We start from the raw sequence: 23,449 nt of genomic DNA on the forward strand, positions 1-23,449 counted from the left end.
AAGCGACGCTGAGGACATTCTGCAGGACGTCCTCAAGACCATGTACGGCAAGTGGCGCCGAACCAGCTCCTCACCGGAAGCGTACGCGCGCACCGCGCAGGCCAACGCAGCCGCAGAGCCGGGTGAGCCCGTGACCGAAGTCTCACCGGAGCCAAACGTGTTCAGCTCCCCTAGGTGCCGTGCCAGGAACGCCACAGCGTCGCGTAGGTGCCGTCTCTGGCGACCAGTTCGTCGTGGGACCCCAACTCCACGACGCGGCCCGCGTCGACGACCGCGATCCGGTCGGCGTCGCGTGCGGTCTGCAGGCGGTGCGCGATCGCGATCACCGTGCGTCTCTCCCGCACGGCCGCGATCGCGCGTTCCGCGTGCCTGGCCGTGGCCGGGTCGAGCGAGGACGTCGCCTCGTCGAGCACCAACGTGTGCGGGTCGGCGACCTCGACGCGGGCGAGCGCCAACTGCTGGGCCTGCGCGGGATCCAGTTCGAGTCCGCCCGCGCCGAGCAGCGTGTCCAAGCCTTCCGACAACTCCTCGAACCACCCCGCGCCGACGGTGCGCAACGCTTCGAGCAACCGGCCGTCCGGAGCGTCCGGGGCCGCCATCGCCAGGTTCTCCCTGACCGTGCCGATGAACACGTGGTGTTCCTGCGTCACCAGCACGATCCGCTGCTGCCCGGCTGCCGTGAGGCCGGCGACGGGCACGCCGCCGACGAGCACCGACCCCTCCCCCGGCCGGTCGACGCCCGCGATCAAGCGGCCCAGCGTCGACTTGCCCGCACCGGAGACGCCGACGATCGCCAGCCGCTCTCCCGGCTGCACAACGAGGTCGACGCCGTGCAGGACCTCGTGGCCGTCCACATAGGAGTAATGGACTCCGCTGACCTCGATGCGGTCGCCGTCCGGTTCGCGGACGGCGGGAGCGGGTTCGACGTGGGCGCCGATCCCCTCGATCCGCGCGAACGACGCGCCGCCGCGCTGCAGGAACTCGACCCAGAACAGGATGCGGTCCATCGGCTCGACCAGCCGCCACACCCACAACACGGCGGTGACGACGACCTCGATCCGCACGCCGTCGGCCGCGTAGAAGAAGCCACCGACGAGCAGCACCAGCGCGGCCGGCAGCATGTTCACGAACGTGGTCACCGGGAACAGCACGTTCCTGAGCGCGAGCGTCCGCAGCCGCGCCCGGTACGACCGCGCGATCGTTTCGTCCGCCGCCGCCACCATCCGGGCCCTCAGGCCGTACGTCTCGATCGTCCGGCTGCCCTCGCCGACCGCCGCGGACATCTCCGCGACGTCGCCGTTGGCCTCGCTCTCCGCGAGGTACGCGTCGCGCGCACGGGCGAGGTACCAGCGCACCACCCACACCACGAACGGCATGCCCGCCAATGAGACGAGGCCGAGCACCGGGTCGAGCCAGAACACCGCCACGAACACGACCACGAGGTGCACGGCGCCCGCGAGCACCTCGGGCACGCTGTCCCGCAACGCCTGGCCGACCGTGCCGACGTCGCTCGTCACGCGGGTCAGCAGGTCGCCGGTGCTCAACCTGTCGACCACTCGGGCGGGCAACGCCAGCGTGCGCGTCACCGCCTCCTCCCGCAGCGAGGCCAGGAACCGTTCGCCGAGCCTCGCCGCCCGCAACGCGCTGTACCGCACCAGCACCAGGTGCAGCACCGCCGCACCGAGCACCCCGAGGGCGAGCTGGTCCACAGTGGACAGCGTCAGGGAACCGGCCTCCACGCCACCGACGATCTTGCCGAGCAGGTACGGCCCGACGAGCCCCGACAACGCCGAGAGCGCGGTGAGCACGAGCACTCCGGCCAGCGCACGCCGTTCGCCCCGCAGCAGCCGCGCCGCCGCCTGCCGCACCTCACGGCGGTCCGCGATCGGCAGCCTGGTCATCGGCTCTCCTCCAGGTGCACGACCTGATCCGCCTGGCCCGCCCACAACGGCGACGACGACACGACCACCGTGGTCCGGCCCGTCCGCCTCTCCCGCACCCTCTTCGCCACCGCCGCCTCGGTCACGGCGTCGAGCGCGGACGTCGGCTCCACCAGCACGAGCAGTTCCGGTTCGCTCAGCAACGCCCGCACGAGCCGCAGCCGTTGCCGCTGACCGCCGGAAACGTTGCGCCCCTGCGATTCCAGGTGTGAGTCGAGGCCGTCCGGCAACGCCTCCACGACGTCCACCGCGGCCGCCGCGTACAACGCCTCGTCCAGCTCGTGGTCGCCGTGCACCGCCACCGACACCGCCTCGCGCACGGTGCCCGCGAACAGGTAGTCGTCGTTGTCCGCCACCACCCCCGGCAACCGTTCGACGGCGGCCCTCGCCAGCGTCGCGTTCGCCGAGATGACCACGGTCAACGCGCCGGTCTTCACGTCCAGCGGCTCGGCGTCGCCGCCGTCCTCCTCACGCTGCAACCGCAGAACGTCGATGACTCGCCGCGCCGACACCAGTGCCCTGGGAATCGCGTCCGCCCCTTCCATGAAGAAGCCGACCGGCACGGTCAGCGTGGTGACGTACAGGTAGACCGCGAGCATCTCCTCGATCGAGATGGCACCGCTCACCACCATGCGCGCCACGATCCACGTGACCACGGCGAGGAACAACGCGGGCAGCCCCCACGTCAGCGCCTGCACCCAGCTCAGCCATGCCGACACCCGGTAGCCGTCTTCGAGGACCTCCCGCGACTGGGCGCGGAACCGCGCCTCGAACGCCGGCTTCCCGCCGATCCCGGACAGCACCCGCAGCCCGCCCACGATGTCGCCGGCCCGCGAACTCAGCTCGCCCTGCCGCTGCCGGTACCCGGCCTCCACGGCGTGCAGCCGGCTCAGGACGGGCCCGGTCACCACGGCGAGCACCGGCACCCCGAGCAACACCACCACGGCGACCAGCGGCGAGATCCGCACCAGCAACACCGCGGTGGCCACGTACGCGACCACGGCACCCACTCCGGGCCCGGTACTGGTCAACGCGTGCGCGATCCGCGCCGTGTCGCCGTTCTGCAGGTACGTGAGCTCCCCTGTGGACAGCTTCCGCCGCACCACCCCGCCGAGCCGGGTGACGTGCCGGACGACGATCTGCGCCGTGCGCAACGAGGCATCGGTCCGCACCAGCGTCATCGTGCGGTGCCGGGCGATGAAGACGAGGGCCAGCCCCACCGCCGTCGCGAGCAGAGCACCGCACCACCACAGCAACGCGACCCGGTCGCCGCCCCGCACACCGTCCTCGACGGCCCGCGAGATGAGGTACGGCGGCAGGATCAGCCCGCACATCGACAACGAGCCCCACCACGCCCCGGCGAGCACCCGCCCGCGCTGCACCAGCACGAGCCACCACAGGTACCGCCAGGGCGAGCGGACGTCCGGCGTCCCCGGGTCGTCGTACGGAACGTGTCGGGCCATGCACCCGACCTTGCCATCACCCGGCGGGCGCCACGACCGTTTTCGCCTTCAGCCCAATCGCACCAACGGCCGTTGCGCCCAACGCCGCTATGAACGCGAACGCGTAGAAGCCCCACGGGTGCGCCAATCCAGCCGTGAGCAACGCACCGCCGAGGAGCGGCCCGCTGATGGCACCCAGCCGCCCGATCCCAGCGGCCCAGCCGATGCCGGTCGCCCGGTTCTCCTGGTAGACCCGCCCCGCATAGGCGTAAACGAGCACCTGCGCGCTGAAGACGAAGCACCCGGCCAGCAACACGGCCACGTACACGCCCACACCCGGCAGCTTGATGCTCAGCAAGGCCAGGAACACCACGGCAGCCGCGAACCACCCGATGGCCGCGGGCCTGATCCCGATCCGGTCAGCGACCGCGCCGGCGATCAGAAGTCCCACCACCGCACCGATGTTGAGCGTGAGCAGCAACGCCAGCGCCGTCCCGAGCTCGTACCCGGCGCTGCGCATGATCTGCGGCAGCCAGGTGTTCAGCCCGTACACGAGCAACAAGCCCATGAACGACGCCACCCAGAACGCGATCGTCGCCCTCCGCAGGCCCGGCTTGAACAGCGATCCGACCGCCTCCAGAGCCGGAGCCCTGCGCGTCACCGTCTCCGGCAAGTGCTTGACCATCAACGGAATCAGCACCAACGCCGGCAGCGCCCCCACCACGAACAGCGAACGCCAGCCCAGCTGCGGGATGAGGACGATCCCCAGCAGCGCCGTGATGACCGCACCGACGTGGTACCCGGTCATGATGAGCGTGGTGGCCCGCCCGCCCTGCTGCGGCCGAGCCTCGTTGACCAGCGCGATCGCCGTGGGCAGACAGCCACCGAGGCCGAGTCCCGCGAGGAACCTGAGGATCCCGAACGTCGTCGCGTCCGGCGCGAACGCACAGGCGAGCGTGAACACGGAGAACCCGGCCACCGCGTAGATCATCACCTTGCGGCGCCCGATGACGTCGGTGATGGTCCCGATGATCAACGCGCCGAGCATCATCCCGACGAGGCCCGCCGTGGACACCGCGCTGGCGCTCGCCGTGGTGAGCAGCTTCTCCTGCAACAGCACAGGGATCACCGTCCCGAGCACCACGAGGTCAAAGCCGTCGAGCAGGACAGCGGTCCAGCACAGCGGCAACACCCATTTGTTCACGCGCTCTTCCTCCTCGCCGAGGCGCCTGGTGATGCCGAGCATCGTGCGACGTCAGGGCCCGCGATCGGGAGTGCGATTTCCATCCACCGGAAACGTCAAGTGCTCCGGACATGACGAAGGGCCGCCCCTCCACAAAGGAGGGACGGCCCTTCGAAAGTCAGCGAGCCTCAGTTACCGGCAAGCTTCTTGGCGTTGGCCTCGACGTCGTCCAGCCCGCCGCAGGAGAAGAACGCCTGCTCCGGGTAGTGGTCGAACTCGCCCTTGCACACGCGGTCGAACGCCTCGATCGTGTCCTTGATGGGCACGAAGGAGCCGGGCTGACCGGTGAACTTCTCGGCCACGATGAAGTTCTGGCCGAGGAAGCGCTCGAGACGACGCGCGCGACCGACGAGGACCTTGTCCTCCTCGGAGAGCTCGTCCATGCCGAGGATGGCGATGATGTCCTGCAGCTCCTTGTACTTCTGCAGGATTCGCTTCACCTCCTGGGCGACCCGGTAGTGCTCCTCGCCGACGATCGACGGCTCGAGGATTCGAGACGACGACGACAGCGGGTCGACGGCCGGGTAGATGCCCTTCTGGGAGATCGGACGGGAAAGCTCCGTCGTCGCGTCCAGGTGGGCGAAGGTCGTCGCCGGGGCGGGGTCGGTGTAGTCGTCCGCGGGCACGTAGATGGCCTGCAGCGAGGTGATCGACCGACCGCGCGTCGAGGTGATGCGCTCCTGGAGCTCACCCATCTCGTCGGCCAGCGTCGGCTGGTAACCCACGGCCGAAGGCATGCGGCCCAGCAGGGTCGACACCTCGGAACCGGCCTGGGTGAACCGGAAGATGTTGTCGATGAAGAGCAGCACGTCCTGGTTCTGCACGTCGCGGAAGTACTCCGCCATCGTGAGAGCGGACAGCGCGACGCGCATACGCGTGCCGGGCGGCTCGTCCATCTGACCGAAGACCAGGGCGGTGTCGCTGAGAACGCCCATCTCCTCCATTTCGAGGAGGAGGTCGGTGCCCTCACGGGTGCGCTCACCGACGCCGGCGAACACCGACGTACCGGAGAACTCACGCGCGATACGCGTGATCATCTCCTGGATGAGCACGGTCTTGCCGACACCCGCGCCGCCGAACAGGCCGATCTTGCCACCCTTGACGTACGGGGTGAGCAGGTCGATGACCTTGATGCCGGTCTCGAGGATCTCGGTCTTGCCCTCGAGCTGGTCGAAGGCGGGCGCCTTGCGGTGGATGCCCCACTGCTCGCCGTCGCGGCCGAGGCCGGGCACGTCGAGGCAGTCACCGAGGGCGTTGAAGACGTGGCCCTTGACGACGTCACCGACGGGGACCGAGATGGCCTTGCCGGTGTCGGTCACGGTCGCACCGCGCACCAGACCGTCGGTCGGCTGCATCGAGATGGTGCGGACCAGGTTGTCGCCGAGGTGCTGAGCGACCTCGAGGGTGAGCGTCTTGGCGACGGCCTCGAAGGTGATCTCGGCGTGGCAGGCGTTGAACAGCTCTGGCACGGCGCCGCGCGGGAACTCCACGTCGACGACCGCACCGATCACCCGGACCACACGGCCGGTGCGGGTGGTGGTGGCAGTAGCACTCATGTCAGTCATCACTTCCTGCGCCACCGGTAAGCGCGGAGGCGCCACCGACGATCTCGCTGATCTCCTGGGTGATCTGGGCCTGACGGGCCGAGTTCGCCGCCCGGCTGAGGTTGCGCACGAGCTCCGTCGCGTTGTCCGTCGCCGCCTTCATGGCCGTACGACGAGCCGCCGACTCCGAAGCCGCCGCCTCCAGCATGGCCGAGAACAGCCGCGTCTTCACGTACTTGGGCAGCATCGCTCCGAGCAGCGCTTCCGCACTGGGCTCGAAGTCGTACACCGCGCGCGGGCCCTTGGGGGTCTCACCGGTGTACTCGACGTCCATCGGCGCGATCCGCCTGGCGGTCGGCGTCTGGCTCAGCATGGACTTGAACTCCGTGTACACGACGTGGATCTCGTCCACGCCCTGCGCACCGTTCTCCGTGCCCTCCAGGAACGCCTCCACCAGCGCGTCACCGGCCTCGACGGCGTTGACGTAGTGCGGGGTCTGGGAGAACCCGCTCCACGACGCGGTGACCTCGCGACGGCGGAAGTTGTAGTACCCGATCGCCTTGCGGCCGGTCGCGTACAGCACCGGCTCCTTGCCCTCGGACTTGAGCAGCTGGATCAGCTGCTCAGCGGCCTTGAGCACGTTCGCGTTGTAACCACCGCACATGCCCTTGTCACTGGTCACGACCAGGACGGCGGCACGCTTGGGGTTCTCCCGTTCCGACAGCAGCGGGTGGTCGAGGTTCGCCGAGGCCTCGGCCAACGCGGAGAGCACGTTCGTGATCTCGTCCGCGTAGGGACGCGAGGCCGCGACCCTGGTCTGCGCCTTGGCGAGGCGAGACGTGGCGATGAGCTCGTACGCCTTCGTGATCTTCTTGGTCGAGTTGACCGTTCGGATCCGCTGGCGGAGCTCCCGAATCTGTGCGCCCATGGCTCAGATCACTTCTTGGTGGGCTCGGGCTTGTGGAGCTTCACCGATTCCTGGGCGACCTTGTCGGCGTCCATCGCCTTCTCGGGCGCCTCGTTGACGATCGTCGTGCCGTCCGAAGCGGTGAACTGCTTCTTGAACTCGGCAACGGCGGCGGCAACGCGCTTCTGCGAGTCCTCGGGGAACTTCTTGGTCTCGACGATGCTGCTCAGCACGTCCGCGTGGTTGCGGCGCAGCGAGTCCTTGAAGTCCGCGACGAACCGGCGGATGTCGGCGACGGGGACGTCGTCCAGGTGACCCTTGGTCGCGGCGAAGATCTCGACGACCTGCTCCTCGACGGGCACCGGGGAGTACTGGCCCTGCTTGAGCAGCTCGACCAGACGGGCACCGCGGTCCAGCTGGGCGCGCGACGCGGCGTCGAGGTCGGACGCGAACGCGGAGAAGGCCTCCAGCTCGCGGAACTGCGACAGGTCGAGGCGCAGCGAGCCCGCGACGTCCTTCATCGCCTTGATCTGCGCGGCACCACCGACGCGGGAAACGGAGATACCCACGTTGACGGCCGGGCGGACGCCGGCGTTGAACAGGTCGGACTCGAGGAAGCACTGACCGTCGGTGATCGAGATGACGTTGGTCGGGATGTACGCCGACACGTCGTTCGCCTTGGTCTCGATGATCGGGAGACCCGTCATCGAACCGCCACCGAGCTCGTCCGAGAGCTTCGCGCAACGCTCGAGGAGACGCGAGTGCAAGTAGAAGACGTCGCCGGGGTAGGCCTCGCGGCCCGGCGGGCGGCGCAGCAGCAGCGAGATCGCGCGGTACGCCTCGGCCTGCTTGGTCAGGTCGTCGAAGATGATCAGGACGTGCTTGCCCTGGTACATCCAGTGCTGGCCGATGGCGGAGCCGGTGTACGGCGCCAGCCACTTGAAGCCGGCGGAGTCAGAAGCGGGGGCGGCGACGATCGTCGTGTACTCGAGTGCGCCCGCCTCCTCCAGCGCGGCCTTGACGCCCGCGATGGTGGAGCCCTTCTGGCCGATGGCGACGTAGACGCAGCGGACCTGCTGCTTCGGGTCGCCCGACTCCCAGGCCTTCTTCTGGTTGATGATCGTGTCGATGCAGACCGCGGTCTTGCCGGTCTTGCGGTCACCGATGATCAGCTGACGCTGGCCGCGACCGATCGGCGTCATCGCGTCGATGGCCTTGATGCCGGTCTGCATCGGCTCGGACACCGGCTGACGCTGCAGCACGGAAGCCGCCTGCAGCTCCAGGGCGCGGGTGTCGTCGGCGACGATGTCACCGAGGCCGTCGATCGGCGTGCCCAGCGGGTTGACGACACGACCGAGGAAGCCGTCGCCGACCGGCACGGACAGGACCTTGCCCGTCCGGCGGACCTCCTGGCCCTCTTCGATCTTGTCGAAGTCACCGAGGATGACCGCACCGATGTTGCGGACCTCGAGGTTCAGGGCGACGCCGAGGACGCCACCGGGGAACTCGAGCAGCTCGTTGGTCATCGTGCCCGGAAGGCCCTCGACGATGGCGATGCCGTCGTAGGTCTCGGAGACGGTACCGACCTCTTCCCGGGAGACCTCCGGGGAGTAGCTCGAGACGTACTTCTCGATCGCACTGCGGATCTCGTCCGACGAGATCGTCAGCTCCGCCATGTCGTTCCTGCTCTCACTTCTTCGTTCTTGGGAAAGGGCTCGGGGGCTAGCTGGCGAGATTGCGGCGCAGTGCCGCCAACCGGCCGGCGACGCTTCCGTCGATGATCTCGTCGCCGATCTTGATCGTGAGGCCGCCGCCCAGCGAGGGGTCGACCTCGACGTGCAGCGCGATCGGGCGCGAGTAGATCGTGGTCAGCGTCGCGGTCAAGCGGTCGACCTGCTCCGCGGTCAGCGCCACGGCGGACCGGACGTGCGCGACGGAACGCTGACGGCGCTTGGCCGCCAGGTCGGCGAGCTCGGAGAGCCCGTCCGCCACACGCACTCCACGCGGGTTGCGAACCAGCTGGCCCACCAGCGTCTTGGTGACCGGGCTGACCTTCCCCTGGATCAGGGAGTCGACCAGCGCGACCTTGCCGGAGACGTCACCGGCGGGGTCCGCCAGCAGCAGCTCGAGCTCGTTCGAACCAGCCACGATGCGGCCGAGCCGGAACAGCTCGTCCTCAGTCGAGTCCAGCTGGCCGTCGCGCTCGGCACGCACCAGCAGCGTGGTGCGGGCGAGCGACTCGACACCGTCCACGAGCTCGCGCGGGCTGGACCAGCGCGCGGTCACGACGGCGACCAGGATCTGCAGGGTCGCTTCGCTCACCTTGCCCGCGAACAGGCCGCGAACCAGCTGCTCACGACCGGCGGCCTCGGACGAGGCGTCGGCGAGCGCGCCGCGCAGCGAGCGCTGACCGATCAGCACGTCGAGCACGGCGAAGAGCTCCTCGCCGAGCTTGGCGAGGTCGTCCGTCGACGTGGTGGCGTCGGCCAGCTCCAGCAGCCGCAGTTCCGCGGCTGCCAGAGCTTCACGACTTGCGGCATGCAACGTCATCGGCAGCCTCTACTTGCTCGCGGGCGCCGCGACGGCGTCCAGCTCGTTGAGGAAGCGGTCGACGGTGCCACGGCGGCGGGAGTCGTCCTCGAGGGACTCGCCCACGACCTTGCTCGCCAGCTCGACAGCGGTGCGGCCGAGGTCGGCACGCAGCTCCGCGACGATCTGGGCGCGCTGAGCGTCCAGCTGGTGCTGGCCCTGCGCGACGATGCGCGCGGATTCGGCCTGCGCCTGCTCACGCATCTCCTCGACGATCTGCAGGCCCTCGGCCCGTGCGTCGTCGCGGATGCGCGCGGCCTCGGCGCGAGCCTCGGCCAGCTGCTCCTTGTACTGCTCGAGAGCACGCTGAGCCTCGGCCTGAGCCTGCTCGGCCTTCTCGATGCCACCCTCGATCTTGGCCGTTCGCTCCTCGTACAACGCCTCGAAGCGCGGTGAGACGAACTTCTTGATGACGAAGAGGAGGAGCAGGAACGCGACGAGACCGAGGATGATCTCCGAGGTATGCGGAATGACCGGGTTGACCGGACCCTCCGCAGCCAGGATGAGGGTGTCCATCACCGTTTCTCCTAACGCGATCAGAGGTCGGTCAGGCAGTCGCGATGAAGTACACGACGAAGCCGATCAGCGCGAGGACCTCGACGATGGCGAAGGTGGTCCACGCCAGGCCGAGCAGCACGCCGCGGGCCTCGGGCTGACGGGCGGTGCCGCTGATGACCGAGGAGAAGATCAGACCCACGCCGATGCCCGGGCCGATGGCCGCGAGGCCGTAGCCGATGGCCGCGAGACCCTGGTTCAGGTTGACGGCGTCCTGGGCGATCTGGATAGCGCTCACTGTTGCTGTTCCCTTTCCAACTCGGTCCGCGAGATTTCGCGGATCGGAGGCTTTGCGTTTCTCAGTGCTCTTCTGCCAGCGCCATGCCGATGTAGCTGGCAGACAGCAGCGCGAAGATGTAGGCCTGCAGGCACATGATCAGCGCCTCCAGGAAGGTCAGCGCGATGGCGAAGGCGAAGGACACCGGCGCCACGATGACGGTCAGGCCGCCATTCAGCAGCAGGAACTCACCGGCCAGGGTGAACACCAGCAGCAGGAGGTGACCCGCGAACATGGCAGCGAAAACTCGGATCGCCAGCGTGAGCGGGTTCAGGATGAACTTCTGGAAGAACTCGATCGGGATCAGCAGCGGGAGCACGAACCACGGCGCGCCCGGCGGAATCGTCTGGTGCTTCAAGTAGCCCACGAAGCCGTGCCGCTTGAACCCGACGAAGTGGTACACCGGGTAAACGACGAGCAACGAGACGGCGAGCGGGAATCCGATGTGCGACATCGTGGGGAACTGGACGATCGGGATGAGCCCGAACAGGTTGTTCACCAGGATGAAGGTGAAGATCGTGAGGATCAGCGGGATGAAGGGCTTGAAGTCCTTCGCGCCGATCTGCTCCCTGGCGATGTTGTTGCGCCCGAAGTCGTAAAGCGACTCGGCGGCGAACTGGAACTTGCCGGGAACGACCTTGAGGTTGCGGGTCGCCGCAATGAAGAAGACGGCGATGATCACGATGGACAGCACCAGCAGGACCATCGGCTTCGTGACCGAGCCGAAGATCGGCGGGAGGAAGAAGTCCTTCACACCGGGAGCGACGAACTCGCCCCCCGAAGCCAGCAACTTGGTCACTGTGTTCCTTCCGGTTCTCCCGGCCGGCGTTCACTCCGCCGGGGGAATCGTCACGATCTGGACTTAACGTACCTTACGGTTCGCAAGCGACTGCCAGAGGCACCCCTGCTATCGGGTGTCCCTGGTCTGCGCGGACCATAGCAGCAGGTCTAGGCGCCTTCGGAGGCGGGGACCACCATCTGACTACGGCTGCGCTTGGAGGCTCTGGCCTCCAGGAACGACGTGACGAGCACCGTCGCCACCAGGGTGATTCCCAGCGCCTTGGGTTCGAGCCACGACTGGTTGCGCAGCAGGATCACCGCGAGCAGCAACACGATCAGCTTGCCCATGAATCCACCGAGTGCGGCGACCATCACGAACATCGGATCGAGTGCCGCCGTCTTGCGCATCAACAACAGCGTGGCAAGGCTCGAACCGATCGCGATCGCACCACCGATCAATGATCCGAAGAGACCAGCGGTCCCCCAGATCACAGTTGACACGACGACGCCGAGGACAAACGTGCCGAGCGCGGCCCACGCGGCCTCGCGGAACATTTCCCCGGCGAGTCGCTGGACGGTCAGCTCGTGCGTGACGGCCTTGTCCGCGTCGCTCATGTCCCGAAGTCTAGGAACCCGCATTCCGGCACCTGCGGGCAGCCCCTCGTTAACGGTGGTTAAGCGGCCCCAAACAAGATGGCACACCAATTCTCGGCGAACTTTCAGGACTTGCTGCGGGCGTCCCTGAGCCGGGGGATCACCGAGACCACGAACGTCACGATCAGCCCGATGACGAAGCACGTGGCCACGATGATCGGGTCGAACAGCGTGAGCGCGACCGCGCCGAACGCCAGGACGCCTGCCCACAAGTAGATGAGCAGCACGGCGCGGCGCTGTGAGTGCCCGATCTCCAGCAACCGGTGGTGCAGGTGCATCTTGTCCGGGGAGAACGGGCTCTCGCCGCGCCGGGTGCGGCGGATGATCGCCATCAGCAGGTCGAGCAGCGGCACGAACAGCACGGCGGCGACCACGATCAGCGGGGAGAGCAGACCGAGCAGGTCGGCCGCGCTGCCGGTGGCCTGGTTGATCTTGCCCGACGCGCTGGTGGTGGCGGCGGCGAGCATGAGGCCGATGAGCATGGAGCCCGAGTCGCCCATGAAGATGCGCGCGGGGTTGAAGTTGTGCGGCAGGAAGCCCAGGCACGCACCCGCCAGCACCGCGGCGATCAGGGCCGGCGGGTAGGCCTCGACGGCACCCTGGCGTTCGACGAGCAGTCCGATCGAGAACGCGGCCGTCGCGGCGGCGGCGATGAGACCGATGCCGGCGGCGAGGCCGTCGAGGCCGTCGACGAAGTTCATCGCGTTGATCATGGTGACCGCGAGCAGCACGGTCAGCAGCGCGCCCTGGTTCTGGTCGAGGGAGATGGTCGCGCCGCCGTCCCACGGCACCCACGCGATCATCCACTGGAGGCCGAACAGCACGAGGATGCCCGCCGCGGTGACCTGGCCGGCGAGCTTGGTGAGCGAGTCGAGCTCGAACCTGTCGTCGATCGCACCCACGAGCACGATGACGCCGCCCGCGACCATGACGCCCCACGGGTCGTTGGAGAAGTCGAACGCCGCCCGCAGCACCGGCAACTGGTGCGCCACGAACATGCCGGCCAGCACGCCGCCGTAGATGGCGACACCACCCATGCGCGGCATCGGCTGCACGTGCACGTCGCGCTGCCGCGGGTACGCCACCGCCCCGAGCCGGAACGCCATCGCGCGCACCAGACCCACGAGCAGGAACGTCACGACGGCAGCGATCAACGCGACGAGCAGGTACTCGCGCACGGGAAGGATGAACGAGGATGCGGGCCCCACGGGCCTACCAATCAATCGGGAGTGTTCGGGGTGCTCGCCACGGTACCCGCGGCGACCATGATCAATTCTGGCAGCCGCTCACTACCGAGCGACCTCGACCTCGATGCCGAGCACCTCGTTGACGTCTTCCTTGGTGACCGCACCCTCGCGGAGGATCAGCGCGTCGGGCCCGGTGAGGTCGACGATGGTCGAGGCGACGTTCTCGCCACTAAGTCCACCGTCGAGATACACGGGCACCGCGTCCCCGAGCTGGTCACGAGCCTCCTGCGCACTGGACGCGGGCGCGTGCCCGGTCTTGTTCGCGCTGGACACGGCCATCGGCCCGACGTCGCGCAACAGCTCCAGGGCCACAGGGTGCAACGGCATGCGCAGCATGACCGTGCCGCGCGTCTGCCCCAGATCCCAAGCCAGGCTGGGCGCGTGCGGCAGCACGATGCTGAGCCCACCGGGCCAGAACGCCTCGATGAGCGCCCGCGCCTGCCGAGGCACGCTGAGGACCAGCCCGTCGATCGTGGTCCAGGACCCGACCAGCACGGGCACGGGCATGTCAGGCCCACGTCCCTTGGCGTCGAGAAGACTCCGGACGGCTTCGGCGTCGAACGCGTCGCAGCCGATCCCGTAGACGGTGTCGGTGGGAAGGACGACGAGGCGTCCGCTCCGCACCGCTCCGGCGGCGGCGGCAAGTCCCGCCGTGCGGTTGCCCGGTTCGCTGCAGTCGTAGACCGTGCTCACCTCGGTGAGCCTAGCCAGCCTCCACGGCAGGGTGACGCAAGGCCTGCCCTATCCGACTGCGGCAACCGGGCAGGGACGGCGTCGGCGTCGTCGTTGAGCCCTTCGCGACGTGACCAGCTGTCCCGGACCTGCGCGTTCGTTCTCACTTCGCGCGGCCATGACCGCCCTGACCAGGTGAAGTTTCACCCCAAACAGGGTAAGTAGTTCAACGCATCCCCCAAACGGTCGCACAACTGTATGGTCATGAGTCGACCACGGAGCGCAATGGGGAGGGTCGAGCTTCTGTGTCCGAGGAAGCAACATCATGGGGGAAGCGCGGCAGTTTTCTGCCGAAGCAGAACGTGCAGTCCGTGCTCGGCACCGGTGTCGCGGACATCGCGGCTGCCAGCAACGCGGTGGCGGCGGCCACCGGATCCGGAGCGTTCTCCGTCGATCCGGCCGTCGTCGACAGCATGGTGAAGAAGCTGCGTGAGATGAAGGACGCGCTGGCCGAGGTCTTCGACGCGAAGCGCGAACTCACGGCCGACACCAAGCTCGGTGGGGGTTACGCCCAGCAGATGAGCCAGCTCAACAAGCAGTTCGGCGAGAACGCCACACAACAGCTGGTCGACATCACCAAGGTCATCCAGTCGCTCATCGAACAGGTGGAGAAGAGTCGGGCCTCCTACCAGAACGTGGATCAATCGCAAGCCGACTCCCTCAAGAAGCTGAACGGGAAGTAATGAAGCGAACCTTGATCGCCGCCGCCATCGGTCTCACGGCGTTGTCCGCCGGGTGCACCGGTACGGCGGGCACCCCACAGCCAGGACCGAGTGGCGGAGAGACTCCCACCAACACCTCCGGCGCGGCGTCCGGACTCGCGTCCGTCAAGTCGTGCGATCTCCTCAGCGAGGCGGAAGTGAAGGGGTTCGGACTCGAATACCCAGGGGAAGCGAAGAAGCTCGGTGCCGCCGACAACTGCCGCTGGAAGGTCAGCGGCGACGGCGGTGTGAGCGTCAGCGTCCGACCCGATGCCGGCGTCAAAGACCTGAACACCAAGGGTGACAAGGACGTCGAGACGAAGATTGGCAAGTTCGACGCGATCCGCTCCGAGGGGTTCGAGGGCGCGAAGAGCACGTGCGCCATCTGGATCTCCGTCACCGACAGCTCGACCGTTTCGGTGATCGGGACGGTGGACCTGGCGCGTGAAGACACCGCCGCAGCATGTGAACGTGCCGAGAAGGCCGCAGAGAAGGTCGCGGCGAAGCTGCCGTAACGCCGTCCGAGGGGGGAAATCTCATGGCGCCCGTCAAGCCCGTCGTCCAACCGTCGACGGAGAACTACCCGGCCCAGGAACACGACCACATGCAGGGCCTGGTCAATCAGAACTACGAACCGAATGCCGCGACGGGCGTCGTCGACGTCTGGGTCCAGTTCGGCACCAAGTTCCGCGAACTCGCGCACGACTTCAACAAGATCGTCAACGAGTCCCAGGGCGGCTGGAACGGCAATGCGGCCGAAGCGGTCCGGGCTGCGCTGACCAAGGTAAGCACGTTCGCGGGCGACACGGGCTCGGCGTTCCACGCCACGGCCGGGGCCATCGCGACGCAGCGGGACGCGGCGGTGCAGGCGCACCACAGCATGCCGAAGCCCGTCGACTACAACCCGCTGCAGATCGCGGGCAAGTGGGGTGCGGCCGCGATCATCGCTCCGCCGGCGATGATCGGTGGCGCCATCGAGATGTACAACACGCACAACGAGAAGGTCGAAGCGAAGCAGGAAGCCGTGCGCGTCATGCAACAGCGTGACACCACGATGATGTCCGCCGCGCAGTCGATGCCCACCATGGAAGCGACTCCTGAGGTCACCAAGGACCAGGGCGTCACGCAGCCGAGCAGCACCACGCACTCGCAGACCCTGAACAACTCCAGCACGTTCCAGCCGCGCAGCAACAACACGGGCATGCCGGGCATCCCGTCGCAGAACGTCGGCAACAACACGACGAACCCCGCGTGGGTGGCGCCCGGACTCACTCAGCCGGGCAACCCGAACAACACGCCTGGCGGCCAGAACCGGCCTCCCGTCGGTCCGCCCGGAGCGCTTCCCCCGGGGATGCTTCCGCCCGGCGTGCGGCCGCCCGGCGGCGGTCTGCAAGGACGACCTCCCGGCGGCGGTCCAGGCATCCGTCCCGGAGGCCCCGGAGGTGGCGGTCCCGGTGGCGGCGCGGGTGGTCGCGGCGCCGGCGCGGGCGGTATGGGTCCAGGTGGCATGGGTGGTGCCGGCTCCGGGCGCGGCATGGGCAGCTTCGGTCCCGCCACCCCCGGCGGTAGCGCCGGAGTCATGGGCAACGGCCCAGGCGGAGCAGGCGCGGGAGCGGGTGCCGGTGCCGCGGGCCGTGGCGGCGCGGGTGCCGGCGGCATGGGCGCCGGGGGTGGCGCTGGTGCGGGCCAGGGCGAGGAGGACAAGGAGCACAAGTCCAACTACCTGCTCCCGACCGACGAGTTCTTCGACGACGATCGCATGGTCGCGCCGCCGGTGATCGGCGGATGAAGCAGATCGCGCAGCTCTCCCTGCCCGCGTTCGAGGTCCTCTGGGAGGACCTGCGGGCGGGGAGCGTCCCGTACCCCTTCGACGTCAGCCAGCACGGCGAGACGCTCGACGAGCGTGCCCGGATCAAGGCCGCCGTGCACGCGGACCTCGAGCGCCGGAACCTGGTCCGGCGGGGCAGGCCGGAGCCTGACCTCGAGGACGCGCTGAACCTGTTGGCGCGGCCCGAACTCCGCGTCGTCGCGCTTTGCATCCCGGACATGAACCAGCAGAGGCTCGTTCGCGCGAGCGTGGTGGCGCGCGGGGGTTACGCGGTGCTCGTGACCCAGGAGGACACGAGCATCACGCTGAAGTCGTTGCAGCCCAACGAGATCGCGACGAGCCTCGCCAACGCCATGCCGCCTGGCAGGCCGGGTCCCGGCAAGCTCGTGACGGTGCCGGCGCAGGCGTTCGAGAACCAGCCGCAGCAGGAAGGCTTCCGGCAGGCGGTTCGCTCGGCGGAGAACGACGACGTCCGCATCGCCAAGCAGATGCTGACCGGCCCCGCCATCGGCAACGGCCACTTCCTCGTGCAGCTGGGGCAGGGCCGCACCAAGCGCGACTTCCCGCCGGTCACGTGGATCGACACGAACCAGGGCCGCTACTCCAACATCGAGACCCGCAGCGGCTGGTTCACGATCAGCCCCGCCGACAACATGGGCCTCGCGCGGCACCTCGGGCAGGTTCTCGCGATGACGAGCGAGCGATGAACCCCGAACAGATGATCGCGGACCTGGAGTCCAAGGCACAGCAGCTCCAGCAACGCTCGCAGCAGATGCAGGAGCAGATCCAGCACGCCAGCAGCACCATCACCTCGCCCAACGAGGCGGTGACGGTCCAGGTCGCGCCGAACGGCGCGTTGCAGCACATCGAGTTCTCGGCCACCGCAATGCGCCTGACGCACGTGCAACTGGGCCAGCTCGTGATGCAGACCGTGCAGAGGGCCCAGATCCAGGCCGCCGAGCAGGTCGCGTCCATCGTGGAGCCCGAGTTCGGCGGTACCGAGGCGATGGACTTCCTGCGCAGCTTCATCCCGCAGCCGGAGGAAGAGGAAGCGCCGCCTCCGCCCGCGGAGGGTCAGGTCATGCGCGAGGTCTCGTGGAACGAGCCCGCGCCGAAGCCCCAACCGAAGCCGCAACGTCCGGCGGACGATGACGAGGACGGCTTCGGGAGCGTGCTCCGATGACCGGCTTCGGTGTAGATCCCGGAGAACTGCACAAGTTCGCGGAAGGTCAGTTCCGCCGGCAGAACGCCTTGGCAAGCGCGGCGAACACCGCGTCTGGGGTCAACCTCGGCGGCGAGACCTTCGGACAACTGCTCCAGTGGTTCGCCGACGATGCTCAGGACAAGGCGCGCGAGACCGTCGACAACCTCAAGAAGCTGGCTGAAGGCGTTGGACAGGCCGCAGCCGACACCAAAACCACAGCGTTGACCTACGAGACGCACGAGGACTCGAACAGAAATCGGTTCGGAGGTGAGCGGTGAACTTCTGGACCGGATGGGACTCCGACGGCAAGATCGCAGGCCCTGACAACTTCGCGGGCGCGGGTGCGCTGGAGTCCGTCGCTCAACTCGCGGACTCGGTGACGCGCGCGGGGGAAGGCGACTTCGCGGAGATCGGCCTCAACCTCGGTGCGGCAGGTCTCGACCTGCTCGGGACCTTCCTCGACCCCCTGGGTTCCCTGGCCACCGCGGGCATCGGGTGGTTGATCGAGCACGTCAGCTTCCTCCGCCAGGGGTTGGACTGGCTCGCGGGCAACGGTGACGCGATCAAGGCTGCCGTCGCCACCTGGAACCAGGTCGCCGTTCAGGTCCAAGACGTTGCCGAAGAGCAGCGCACCGCAGTCGATCGTGAGGTGCGCGGCTGGTACCAGTCAGCTGCCGACGGGTTCAAGCAGAGCCAGAGCAGGCTCGCCGACGAGATCGAAGCGATGAGCAAGACCTGCGTCGCCACCGCTCAGGAGATCGCCACCGCGGGCACGATCACCGCGGCGATCCGTGGCATGATCCGCGACCTCGTCGCCATGTTCGTCTTCGAGGTCATCCGCAACGCCGTCATCGCACTCAGCGCTTCTTACGTGTCCCTGGGCAGTTCGATCGCAGCCTTCGCAGCATGGGCAGTCGGCCGCGGCGCCGCCGTGCTGGGCAAGATCACGCAGTACCTCGCCAAGCTCATGCGGGTCATCACTCGCATCTCAGGCCGGTTGAAGGGTCTGTTCAGCGAGGTGAGCGACATGCTCAAAGGCCTGGGGCGGTTCGGAAAGGGCGGCAGAAGCACGGACGCTCCGAGCACACCACGCGTTCGTGACACCCCGGACACGACCACCACTCCCAGCCGCGCGGATGGGGTCGAGAACGCCGGCAAGCGACTCGAGGACTGGGGCAACGCCCGCCCGGCGTTGGGCGATGCCGCGACAAAGGGCAAAGAGGGCCTGCGCGAGGGCTGGGACGCGTACAAGGACGCCGGCAACACTTACAACCGCGCCTACGCCGACAAGAGGCCGAGCAATGCCGCGGTCGACGCATACGCCCCCTTCAAACCGATCACACGCGCTGATGGCGGCGTCACGCCGCATTCGGTTCCCGATGTGATGGGCGGCGGCTTCCAGACCAAGTTCGGGGCAGACGTTCTGCGCGAGACGGCCAAGCAGGACGAGTTGGAGGGGCAGTTGGGCAAGGACCCGACCCCGGAACAGAAGCGCACGTTCGAGAAGATCAAGGGCAGCCTCGACCTGTGACCACGACATCCCGCGCACCACTGTGGATCTCGCTCGCGGGACTCTGCCTGCTGCTCATGGGGCTCGGCGGGTTCGTCTTCAACGGCGCGGGTCGCTGGGCGATCGCGGGCGCGCCAGTGGTGCTCCTCAGCTGGCTCGCGCTGATGCCGTGCCTCGAGCGGCTGCGGCCGAAGAGCTCTTTGGACGCATGGGTGGGCTTCATGGCCATCTTCATCCCGCTCTTCCTTTACATGGGCGGTCATTCGCTGTGGCTCACGGTTCTGGGCGAGCGGCTCGACGCCTGTGAGGTCACCGCCGTCAGCACCCACGCGAATCGGCGGTCGCCGGACACCGTCACCAACGACGTGACCTGCGGCGACCGAAAGCTCGTCTACACGCCGAGCTGGGGTGTGGAGGCCAAGGAGAAGGGTGAACGGGTCGACCTCGTGGTCGACCGCATCGGGTTCACGCTCGACCTGGAACCGGCCAAGGTGTCGACCGGCAGGAACCTGCTGGTCCCGCTGGCCGTCGCCTGGGGCGTCGGCTCCGTCCTCCTGGTGCTCAGGGCGCCTCGAAGGGAGCCGAAGAAGAAGCGGCAGGCGACGCTGCGAAAAGACTTCATGTGACCGCGTTCGACCGGCGAGCCATACCGCAACGGCCGGACGGTCTGGGCCGCGCTCCTGACCTGGCGCTCGCCGGCGCGATCGCAGCGCCGCTTCTGGCGATGAAGGGCGACCTGACATCGCTTGTCGCCATCGCCATCGCGTTGGTCAGCGGAGGTGCCGCCTGGTTCGCGACGGAGAGCCCGTGGACGGATGCATGGTGGCCAAGAAATCGGCCCACACGCCTCGTCGATCGCCAACCTACTTCTGGAACAAGTTGAACTGCGGCTCGTCGCAGGTCACCTATCGCCGAGCCCTGGCCACTCGGCGAAGAAGACCGGCGAACGGATCGACCTGGTGATCGACTCCACCGGGCTCGCGAGGTACGCGTCACAGCATCGACCGGGGCTTTCTCCAGGTAGGCGCACACGCGGTCACGCGCGAGGCGGCGGATCCTCGTAGCGCGTGACCGCGTGCCCTCCCCGCGGAGAACATACGACCGTTCGGCCGCACGGTGACCAAACGTCGTGTTATTGGCCAGGATTTGGCCACTCCCCGCCACGAGCGGATCGGTGGCGCGTCCGGCGTGCGAGTCGTTTGCCCTCTTTCGGCGCATTGACAATGCACGTTTGCGCCGTCTTCGCCCCATTCCGATCAGGAACGACTATTGTTCCCACCGCAGAGTTCAATTAGGTGTTGTTGTTGTCTCACCATGTCCCTGACCAGCACGAACACAGAGTGCTCGATTCAATGACAGAAAGTGGACAGGACGATGTCAACTCCCGCGCCGGCGACGGGAAACGATTCTCCGAAGTTGCGCGACGACACGACCCGCTTCCTCTGCGGAGCCGCTCACCGCGACGAGGAGTTCGCGGATTCCGCCATTCGCGAGTACCTCGTGGAGGCCACTCGGTCGATTCCGCGTTCGCCGGGCGTCAACTCCGGCGCGGTGTTGCGGGAGGCGGTGGCGGCGCGTACGCGGCGCAAGGTGCGCGACGGGGTGTTGCTGGTGCTGGCGCTGGTGGTGCTGTTCGCCGCCAGCGGGACGTTGCTCACGGCGTGGCTGGTGGTCGCGTCGATCGCGGCGGTCGGGACCGGGGCGCGCCTGGCGTTCACGCGGCCGCGGCGGGTGGTCTCGCAGCGCGGGCCGGCCGTGCTCGGCTCGATCGCCAGCGTGATCGCGCTCTTGTTCGTGCTGTACAAGCTCATGGACGAGCTCGCCGCCTCCAGCGAGTACTGCAGGCCCAGGTACGAGGAGTGCGGGACGGAGAGCAGCGGCGGCGCGCTCGCGGCGTTGATCATCTCGATCGCGCTGGTCTTCGCGGTGCTGTTCGCGGATCGGGTCGTGACGTGGCTGCTGGTCACGAAGAGCTTCCGGCGCGCCGGTTTCCGCACCAGCAAGGGCGCGCAGGAGCTGTGGCGCAACGAGTGGGCGTTCCGGGGGCTTGGGCACGCGAACTACGCCGAAGCGCTCGCGCTCTACCCGGTCGAGGAGAGCGACGAGCCTGACGACGGGGACGGCGCGCAGGTGATCGTCTACCACGGCTATCGGCCGTTCGTCGGCTCCGGCACGATGTTCGAGCCGTGGTCCATGGCGCTGCCTCTCAAGCCCGCCGAGGACGAGCTCGACGCGCCGCTGCCCGGGTTCGCCCTCCAGGAGCTGTACGAACGCATCACGAGCGAGCTGGTCAAGACGGGCCGTTCGCCGTCGCTCTCGCCGGGGCATCGGCTGAGCGGTCTCAAGGCCGGCGACCGCGTCGTCATCTCCTCGGTCGAGCTGATCGACCACATCGACGACGACGAAGCCCGGATCGTGTTGCCCGACAAGGACTACTCGCCAGAGGACACCGTCAGCAGGACCGTTGTGGACGACCTGATCGCCAGGCCGATGGAGTGGATGCGCTACTTCCGCTCGTTCCAGGTCGAGACGTGGGACCGGGACGTCGTGATCTCCGCGTACCTGACGTTCGGGCTCGACGACGAGATGCTCTACGTCGAGTGGACGCCGTGCATCCTGCACCCGATCAACGCCGAGCACCGGACGATGGACGTGTTGCCGGAGCAGTCGCTGCGACCACTCGGCGAAGCGATCTTGGACCTGCTGAAGTTCCCGGCGTCGATACCGAAGCGGTTCGTCTCGGCGCTCGGCTGGATGAACCCGATCCCCCAGGCCGAGGGCACCTACGTCGCGGAACGCTACGGCGCCAGCAACAGCCTGCGCGAACTCGCGAGCAGGAGCCAGGTCGACAACTACTTCCAGCTCACCGATGTCGAGCGCTACATCAAGGTGCTGGAGTCACGGCTGCTGCGCACGCTTGGGGAGTTCCTCGAGAGCAAGGGCATCTCGGTCACCGAGTTCATGGAGCAGGCCATGCAGGTGACGAGCAACAACGTGCACATCACCGGCCCGGTGATCTCCAGCAACATCGGCACGTCGGGCAAGGCACGCACCGGGAAGACGAGCGTCGGCAAGGGAAGCTCATGAACGAACGCAACTTCGAGGTCCGGGGACCGGTGATCGGCAGCAACATCGGCACCAGTGGCCGCGCCAGGACCGGGGACGTCCACATCGGACACATCAAGGACGTGGCCACTGTGCTGCGGCTGCTCGACGAACTGCGCGAGGACCTGAACGAGGCGCAGGCGCCCACGTCCGCGATCGAGGCGGTGGACGACCTCCGCGCCGAAGCCCGCAAACCCAAGCCCAGCAGGGACGTCGCGGACCACCTGATGGACAAGCTGGCGGACCGCGGTCTGGGCGAGCAGGTGAAGGACCTCTCGAAGGCCTTCGACGCCCTGTTCTGAGCTGCTACCCGACCTTGCGGGCGGTCGCGAACCTGGGCCGTCCCGCGAGGTCGGCGTGGCCGGTCACCTCGGTGAGCACCCGGCGCGCGGCCAGCAGCGCCGGCACGGACTCCCCCTGCGTGTCGTCGTGCTCGATCCCGACCGACCCACCGGGCTTCAGCCACCGCGCGGCAGCCCGCACGACGTGCCGGATCACGTCCAGCCCGTCGGCACCCGAGAACACCGCGTGGTGCGGGTCGTGCACGCCCACCTCGGGCTGCACCGGAGTTCCCTCCGGCACGTAAGGCGGGTTGCACACCACGAGGTCCACCGCACCGTCCAGATCGGACAGCAGTGACGGGTCGGTGGCGTCACCGGAGTGCAGCCGGATCGGCGTGTCCCCGGCGGCCACGCGGGCGTCGGCGTTGCGCCGCGTCCACGACAGCGCCTGCGGGTCGATCTCCACCGCGTGCACCACCGCGTCCGGACGGGCGGCCGCGATCGACAACGCCAGCGCGCCCGTTCCCGTGCAGAGGTCCACGACAACGGGCGAAGAAACGCCGGCCAAAGACTTCAGGCCCCACTCCATCAGCAGCTCGGTCTCGGGCCGCGGCACGAACACCCCAAGCCCTACCTCGACGGAGATGGCGCCCATGGGCGCCCAGCCGAGGATGTGCTGCAACGGGATGCGCGAGGCGCGGACCAGGACGAGCTTGTGCAGCTGGTCGATCACCGACGGATCGACCAGCGGGATGAGCGGCAACCGCCCGCGCTCGACCCCGAGCACGTGCGCGGCCAAGTACTCCGCGTCGACGCGCGGACTGTCCACACCCGCCTCGGCGAGGATCTTGGCCGCCTCGGAGACGGCGAGGCGGAGCGGTTGCCGGTTCATCATCAGAGGAGAAAACTA

Annotated in this window: 24 protein-coding genes; 10 read left to right on the forward strand and 14 right to left on the reverse strand. The window is 68.0% G+C overall.

Going from position 1 to position 23,449, the window contains the following annotated elements; genetic code table 11:
* Window positions 1-170: 170 nt before the first annotated feature.
* From DFR72_RS07530 to DFR72_RS07590, 13 genes are all read right to left on the reverse strand, one after another.
* Entirely contained in the window at window positions 171-1,901 is a 1,731-nt protein-coding gene (locus DFR72_RS07530; protein ID WP_090066614.1) for an ABC transporter ATP-binding protein, read from the reverse strand.
* Window positions 1,898-3,403, reverse strand: coding sequence for an ABC transporter transmembrane domain-containing protein (locus DFR72_RS07535; RefSeq protein WP_090066615.1), 1,506 nt, complete (start codon window positions 3,401-3,403; stop codon window positions 1,898-1,900). Before DFR72_RS07535 ends, DFR72_RS07530 begins: the two co-directional genes overlap by 4 nt.
* Window positions 3,404-3,419: 16 nt before the next feature.
* Window positions 3,420-4,628, reverse strand: a complete 1,209-nt coding sequence (locus DFR72_RS07540; protein WP_090066616.1) for an MFS transporter — start codon at window positions 4,626-4,628, stop codon at window positions 3,420-3,422.
* 125 nt (window positions 4,629-4,753) lie between these two features.
* A complete protein-coding gene (gene atpD, locus DFR72_RS07545; protein ID WP_090066617.1) occupies window positions 4,754-6,190 on the reverse strand; it encodes a F0F1 ATP synthase subunit beta in 1,437 nt (478 codons plus the stop codon).
* Window positions 6,183-7,097 carry a F0F1 ATP synthase subunit gamma gene (locus DFR72_RS07550; RefSeq protein WP_090066618.1) on the reverse strand — a complete coding sequence of 305 codons (915 nt, stop codon included), beginning with the start codon at window positions 7,095-7,097 and terminating at the stop codon, window positions 6,183-6,185. Before DFR72_RS07550 ends, atpD begins: the two co-directional genes overlap by 8 nt.
* Before the next feature lie 8 nt (window positions 7,098-7,105).
* Window positions 7,106-8,752, reverse strand: a complete 1,647-nt coding sequence (gene atpA, locus DFR72_RS07555; protein ID WP_090066619.1) for a F0F1 ATP synthase subunit alpha — start codon at window positions 8,750-8,752, stop codon at window positions 7,106-7,108.
* Window positions 8,753-8,798: 46 nt separating this feature from the next.
* Window positions 8,799-9,632 carry a F0F1 ATP synthase subunit delta gene (locus DFR72_RS07560; RefSeq protein WP_090066620.1) on the reverse strand — a complete coding sequence of 278 codons (834 nt, stop codon included), beginning with the start codon at window positions 9,630-9,632 and terminating at the stop codon, window positions 8,799-8,801.
* A 3-nt stretch (window positions 9,633-9,635) separates the two neighbouring features.
* Entirely contained in the window at window positions 9,636-10,181 is a 546-nt protein-coding gene (locus DFR72_RS07565; protein WP_090066621.1) for a F0F1 ATP synthase subunit B, read from the reverse strand.
* A gap of 31 nt (window positions 10,182-10,212) precedes the next feature.
* On the reverse strand, window positions 10,213-10,458 hold the full coding sequence (locus tag DFR72_RS07570; protein ID WP_090008758.1) for an ATP synthase subunit c family protein: 246 nt from the start codon (window positions 10,456-10,458) through the stop codon (window positions 10,213-10,215).
* Between the two features lie 61 nt (window positions 10,459-10,519).
* Window positions 10,520-11,296, reverse strand: a complete 777-nt coding sequence (gene atpB / locus DFR72_RS07575; RefSeq protein WP_090066622.1) for a F0F1 ATP synthase subunit A — start codon at window positions 11,294-11,296, stop codon at window positions 10,520-10,522.
* A 149-nt stretch (window positions 11,297-11,445) separates the two neighbouring features.
* Complete coding sequence (locus DFR72_RS07580) at window positions 11,446-11,892, reverse strand: Cg1360 family ATP-synthase-associated protein (protein WP_090066623.1); 447 nt, start codon at window positions 11,890-11,892, stop codon at window positions 11,446-11,448.
* 104 nt (window positions 11,893-11,996) lie between these two features.
* Entirely contained in the window at window positions 11,997-13,139 is a 1,143-nt protein-coding gene (locus DFR72_RS07585) for a glycosyltransferase family 4 protein (RefSeq protein ID WP_090066624.1), read from the reverse strand.
* 81 nt (window positions 13,140-13,220) lie between these two features.
* Window positions 13,221-13,871: an L-threonylcarbamoyladenylate synthase gene (locus DFR72_RS07590; RefSeq protein ID WP_090066625.1), complete on the reverse strand. Its 651-nt coding sequence runs from the start codon at window positions 13,869-13,871 to the stop codon at window positions 13,221-13,223.
* 284 nt (window positions 13,872-14,155) lie between these two features.
* On the opposite strand from DFR72_RS07590, the gene DFR72_RS07595 reads away from it, so the two are divergent.
* The 10 genes from DFR72_RS07595 to DFR72_RS07640 all read left to right on the forward strand — a co-directional run bounded on the left by DFR72_RS07595 (window position 14,156) and on the right by DFR72_RS07640 (window position 22,560).
* Window positions 14,156-14,593, forward strand: a complete 438-nt coding sequence (locus tag DFR72_RS07595) for a type VII secretion target (protein WP_143086744.1) — start codon at window positions 14,156-14,158, stop codon at window positions 14,591-14,593.
* A complete protein-coding gene (locus DFR72_RS07600) occupies window positions 14,593-15,126 on the forward strand; it encodes a DUF3558 family protein (protein WP_090066627.1) in 534 nt (177 codons plus the stop codon). The genes DFR72_RS07595 and DFR72_RS07600 overlap by 1 nt, the downstream gene beginning before the upstream one ends.
* 23 nt (window positions 15,127-15,149) lie before the next feature.
* Window positions 15,150-16,400 (forward strand): hypothetical protein, encoded by a 1,251-nt coding sequence (locus DFR72_RS07605; RefSeq protein WP_090066628.1) that lies wholly within the window; start codon window positions 15,150-15,152, stop codon window positions 16,398-16,400.
* The gene (locus DFR72_RS07610; RefSeq protein ID WP_090066629.1) at window positions 16,397-17,146 is read left to right on the forward strand and encodes an ESX secretion-associated protein EspG; all 750 of its coding nucleotides are present in this window, start codon (window positions 16,397-16,399) and stop codon (window positions 17,144-17,146) included. The genes DFR72_RS07605 and DFR72_RS07610 overlap by 4 nt, the downstream gene beginning before the upstream one ends.
* On the forward strand, window positions 17,143-17,622 hold the full coding sequence (locus DFR72_RS07615; RefSeq protein WP_090066630.1) for a YbaB/EbfC family nucleoid-associated protein: 480 nt from the start codon (window positions 17,143-17,145) through the stop codon (window positions 17,620-17,622). The genes DFR72_RS07610 and DFR72_RS07615 overlap by 4 nt, the downstream gene beginning before the upstream one ends.
* On the forward strand, window positions 17,619-17,921 hold the full coding sequence (locus DFR72_RS07620; RefSeq protein WP_090066631.1) for a hypothetical protein: 303 nt from the start codon (window positions 17,619-17,621) through the stop codon (window positions 17,919-17,921). Before DFR72_RS07615 ends, DFR72_RS07620 begins: the two co-directional genes overlap by 4 nt.
* The gene (locus tag DFR72_RS07625) at window positions 17,918-19,174 is read left to right on the forward strand and encodes a WXG100-like domain-containing protein (protein WP_090066632.1); all 1,257 of its coding nucleotides are present in this window, start codon (window positions 17,918-17,920) and stop codon (window positions 19,172-19,174) included. Before DFR72_RS07620 ends, DFR72_RS07625 begins: the two co-directional genes overlap by 4 nt.
* Window positions 19,171-19,779 carry a hypothetical protein gene (locus DFR72_RS07630; protein ID WP_090066633.1) on the forward strand — a complete coding sequence of 203 codons (609 nt, stop codon included), beginning with the start codon at window positions 19,171-19,173 and terminating at the stop codon, window positions 19,777-19,779. The genes DFR72_RS07625 and DFR72_RS07630 overlap by 4 nt, the downstream gene beginning before the upstream one ends.
* A 790-nt stretch (window positions 19,780-20,569) precedes the next feature.
* Window positions 20,570-22,240, forward strand: a complete 1,671-nt coding sequence (locus DFR72_RS07635; RefSeq protein WP_090066634.1) for a hypothetical protein — start codon at window positions 20,570-20,572, stop codon at window positions 22,238-22,240.
* Window positions 22,237-22,560 (forward strand): hypothetical protein, encoded by a 324-nt coding sequence (locus DFR72_RS07640; protein ID WP_090066635.1) that lies wholly within the window; start codon window positions 22,237-22,239, stop codon window positions 22,558-22,560. Before DFR72_RS07635 ends, DFR72_RS07640 begins: the two co-directional genes overlap by 4 nt.
* 4 nt (window positions 22,561-22,564) lie before the next feature.
* On the opposite strand, the gene prmC is transcribed toward DFR72_RS07640, so the two are convergent.
* The gene (gene prmC, locus DFR72_RS07645) at window positions 22,565-23,431 is read right to left on the reverse strand and encodes a peptide chain release factor N(5)-glutamine methyltransferase (protein ID WP_090066784.1); all 867 of its coding nucleotides are present in this window, start codon (window positions 23,429-23,431) and stop codon (window positions 22,565-22,567) included.
* Window positions 23,432-23,449 lie beyond the last annotated feature (18 nt).

It is taken from the genome of Lentzea flaviverrucosa (assembly GCF_003350445.1).
GTDB lineage: Bacteria > Actinomycetota > Actinomycetes > Mycobacteriales > Pseudonocardiaceae > Lentzea > Lentzea californiensis.